Here is a 4,040-nt window from a genome sequence, read left to right on the forward strand (position 1 = left end):
AGCGGGCCCGGCCCCTGGCGGCCGTCGTCGACGAGGCGGCCGCGGCCACCCTCCACGCCGTCGACACCGAGGTGGCGCGGCTGCTCGCGTTGCTCCACGACACCCCCCAGCCGGGTCGCCGGCCACCGTCGTACGCCCCCTCGGCGACGGTGGCCGGCGGTCCCGCTCCGCCTCAGGGCGCGCCGGTCCCCGTGGCCCCGCAGGCGGCGGAGCCTCGGCTCACCGGCGGCGTCCGGTACGCCGAGCGTCCGCTCACGCTGCCCGCGGCCGTCGGCGTCGGGTTCGCCCGGCAGGGATCCATCAGCGACTGCCATCTCGTCGCCGCACTGTGCGCCGTCGCCGACCGCGCGCCGTGGCTGCTGCCGGCCGTGTCCGCCGTCGGCGACACCGTGCTGGTCGACGTCCCCGGGCGGCGCTACCGGCTGCGGCCGACGCTCCCGGTCGACGCCGACGGCGGCGGGCTCGCCTACGCCCACTCCCCCGACGGCTCCACGCTGGTGCCGTACGTCGAGAAGGCCTTCGCCGTTTACGGCGGCGGCTACCCGGAGCTCGGCCGCGGCGGTCTGCCGGTCGAGGCGCTGCACTGGCTCACCGGCCGGCCCAGCTACCTGCTGCGGGTCCCGAAGGCCGGCGACGACATCGTGGCGGCGCTGGTGGAGTCCCGTCAGCCGGCGGTCGCCTGCAGCCGCCCCTTCGACGACGACCGCGCGGGCGCGGCCGCGGCGCTGCGCTACCAGCTCGCCCCGGTCGCGCACGCCTACGCCGTCCGCAGCCTCGACGCCGGCCGCCGGGTCCTGCTGCACAACCCCTGGGGACGCCGCCACCCGCTGCCGGTGCCGCTCGACGTCTTCTGCGCCTTGTTCACCCGCATCGACTGGTGCGAGACCGATGACGACGACTGACCCCGCCACGACGGTGCGGGTGCGGCTCGGCTACCCGGCCGAGGTGGGCGCCGCCTCCATCACCGTCCTCGGCGTCGACCCGCCCCTCGTCTGCCTCGGCGTCGACGAGCCCGGCGGGCACGAGACCACCGCCTGGTACGCCCCCGGCAACGTCCTCATGGCCGGTGGTGTGCGCTGGCGCGTCGCGCGCACCGACCCGCCGCCCCATCTGGCGCCCGACGCGCCTCCCGGCACTGCCGGCGACCACACCGTCGCCGTGCTCGAACGCCTCGGAAGGTGAGAGGACCAGCCGGCCGTGGTCGTCGTCGGCCGGGCTTCGCGTGCCGCGCCCGCAGGTGGTAAATGATCACGTTGAGGAGGGGTGTGTTCGCTCTACCACCCAGGCATGCCTGGGGCGGGGAGTACACGCCTGGCCCGGCAGCCAACGCCCGGCCGGCACGACCACGCCCGGGCCCGTCTCATCGAGCAGAACCCAGCAACGACCTCGAGCCTGGCGCCGATTCAGCGCGCAGACCGGCCACACCGGAGATTCTTCGGCGGGCCCCAGCGGCGGCGCGGCGGCCGACCGCCATGGCAAGGCTCACCGTCGCCCAGCATCGGTCATATCGGACACGTTGACGACGACCAGCCTTACCAAGAGCGCGGCCCGAGTGAACGTCCGCGACGTCGGCCGGAAGATCTCCCGTTACGGCGCGAGCGAACCGGAAAGTGCAACAGGGTCCATCACCCCGCACCACCTTGATGATCACGGAGAGCGCAAGCAGGCCGCCTCGCTAGTTCATCGAGGGGTCGGCGGGGAAGGTCGCCATCAGGGCCAGCTGGCCGCCCTGGCGCCGCAGCACCGTGGGCCACAGGTCCTCGGCGTCGGTGCGGAAGGCGTCGCCCGGTTCGGAGTCGACGACGTACCAGGAGCCTTCGTCGATCTCGCCCTCCAGCTGGTCGGGCGCCCAGCCCGCGTAGCCGGCGAACACCCGCATGGCCGTGACGGCGGGCTCGATGATCTCGGCGGGTGTGTCGAGGTCGACCACGCCGAGCCGGCCGCTGACTCGGCGGATGCCCAGCGGCTCGTCGTTGCCGCCGACGGCGACCAGGCCGAGCGCGCTGTCCAGGCTCACCGGCCCGCCCTGGAACACGACGCCGGGCTCGGTGACCACCGAGATCCACCGCGGCAGGACGTCGCCGACCAGCACCTCAGTCGGCTTGTTGACCATGACGCCGAGGGCGCCGTCGCCGTCGTGGGAGAGCATGAGGATGACCGCGCGGTCGAACGTCGAGCCGCGCAGGGACGGCGCCGCGACGAGCAGCTTCCCGGTCAGCTTCTCGGAGTTCATGCCCACGGTTCCATTGTGCCGACGGGCGTCATACCGGGAGGGCCGGGAACTCGCCGGTCTCCTCGGCGACGCGCCTGATGGTCTCGACGCTGCCGCGCACGGCCTCGGCCACCGTGTCGGCGACGCCGGAGTGGAAGACGCTGGGCACGATGTACGACGGGTTGAGCTCGTCGTCCTTGACGGTGGCGGCCAGCGCTCGCGCGGCGGCCAGCATCATCTCCGTCGTCACCGAACGGCTGCGGGCGTCGAGCAGGCCGCGGAAGACGCCGGGGAAGGCGAGCACGTTGTTGATCTGGTTCGGGTAGTCCGACCGGCCGGTCGCGACGACGGCGGCGTACTCGCCGGCCGCGCGCGGGTCGATCTCGGGCTCGGGGTTGGCCAGCGCGAACACGATGGCGCGGTCGGCCATGGTCGCGACGTCCGCGGCCGTCAGCACGTTCGGCGCGGACACCCCGATGAACACGTCGGCACCGGCCACAGCGTCGCGCAGATCGCCCACCACGCCGCGCGGGTTGCAGTGCTCGAGGTACCAGGTGGGCACGCCGGTGAGGTCGGCCCGGCCCGGGTGGATGACGCCGTTGATGTCGGCGGCGACGATGTCGGTGACGCCGGCCGCGACCAGCAGCTGGGCGATGGCGTGCCCGGCGGCGCCGGCGCCGGACATCGCGACCCGGATCGAGCCGATCTCCTTGCCGACGACCTTGAGCGCGTTGTGCAGCGCCGCCAGCACGACGATGGCGGTGCCGTGCTGGTCGTCGTGGAAGACCGGGATGTCGAGCAGCTCGCGCAGCCGCGCCTCGATCTCGAAGCAGCGCGGCGCGGAGATGTCCTCGAGGTTGATGCCGGCGAAGACGGGCGCGATGTGCTGGACGGTGCGGATGATCTCGTCGACGTCCTGGGTGTCGAGGCAGATCGGGAACGCGTCGATGTTGCCGAACCGCTTGAACAGCGCCGCCTTGCCCTCCATCACCGGCAGCGCCGCCGTCGCGCCGATGTTGCCCAGCCCCAGCACGGCCGAGCCGTCGGTGACGACGGCGACGGTGTTGCGCTTGATGGTGAGCCGGCGGGCGTCGTCGGGGTTGTCGACGAGCGCCTGCGACACCCGCGCGACACCGGGGGTGTAAATGAGGGAGAGGTCGTCGCGGTTGCGGATGGGAACCTTCGACTTCACCTCGATCTTGCCGCCGAGGTGGACGAGGAACGTCCGGTCGCTGACCTTGCCGATGACGACGCCGGGCACCGAACGCAGCGCCATGACCAGCTCGCCGGCGTGCGCCGACGACGTGGCGGCGCAGGTGACGTCGACCTGGATGCGGTCGGCGCCCGATGCGGTCACGTCGAGCGCGGTGACGAGCCCGCCCGCCTTCTCGACGGCGGCCGTGAGCTGGCCCACCGACGAGCCGCCCGAGGGCACCTCGAGCCGGACGGTGATCGAGTAGGAGACGCTCGGAACGCTGACCACGGTGACCCTTCTTGCAGAGATGTGAGCAGGACCACCGTAGATGATTCCGCACCCTCCGGGCAGGGGCGGCCGGGTTCGCCGAAGAACCCCTTACTCGCTGCCTCCGACGGGGTAAGGGGTCGGCGCCGCGGTGGTGTGCGCGGACGCCCGATGCCTCCGGTCCCGCCTCAGCACGAGTCTCGACGGTACGAGATGAGTCCGAGGGAGGGACACCATGATCGACAGCGTCCGCGCCGAGATCGCCTACCGCCAGGAATGGGTGCGGGGTGACGTCGCCGCCAGCCGGCGCGGCACCCGGGCCGAAGAGGCGATCGCCGCCGCGCGCCCGGGCCGCCGCCCGGCGCC

4 protein-coding genes are annotated in these 4,040 nt (G+C 73.1%); 2 read left to right on the forward strand and 2 right to left on the reverse strand.

Translation table 11 applies throughout. The features are described 5' to 3' along the window. Positions 1-902: C2 family cysteine protease (locus DY240_RS32420; protein ID WP_199702249.1), on the forward strand; the 902-nt coding region annotated here is incomplete at its 5' end. Beyond that, positions 889-1,182, forward strand: coding sequence for a hypothetical protein (locus tag DY240_RS23725; RefSeq protein WP_119662204.1), 294 nt, complete (start codon positions 889-891; stop codon positions 1,180-1,182). The genes DY240_RS32420 and DY240_RS23725, both read left to right, overlap by 14 nt. Before the next feature lie 493 nt (positions 1,183-1,675). Here the strand turns inward: DY240_RS23725 and DY240_RS23730 are convergent, their stop codons facing one another. Together DY240_RS23730 and DY240_RS23735 are read right to left on the reverse strand one after the other, a co-directional pair. Further along, positions 1,676-2,233 (reverse strand): YqgE/AlgH family protein, encoded by a 558-nt coding sequence (locus DY240_RS23730; RefSeq protein WP_119662205.1) that lies wholly within the window; start codon positions 2,231-2,233, stop codon positions 1,676-1,678. Positions 2,234-2,261: 28 nt separating this feature from the next. Then, the gene (locus tag DY240_RS23735) at positions 2,262-3,695 is read right to left on the reverse strand and encodes an NAD-dependent malic enzyme (RefSeq protein WP_119662206.1); all 1,434 of its coding nucleotides are present in this window, start codon (positions 3,693-3,695) and stop codon (positions 2,262-2,264) included. Positions 3,696-4,040: the final 345 nt, after the last annotated feature.

It is taken from the genome of Jiangella rhizosphaerae (assembly GCF_003579925.1).
Lineage (GTDB): Bacteria > Actinomycetota > Actinomycetes > Jiangellales > Jiangellaceae > Jiangella > Jiangella rhizosphaerae.

Excerpts from the sequence above, each read along its gene's own strand:
- DY240_RS23725 (WP_119662204.1), top strand. The coding sequence starts at position 889 with ATGACGACGACTGACCCCGCCACGACGGTGCGGGTGCGGCTCGGCTAC.
- DY240_RS23730 (WP_119662205.1), bottom strand. The coding sequence starts at position 2,233 with ATGAACTCCGAGAAGCTGACCGGGAAGCTGCTCGTCGCGGCGCCGTCC.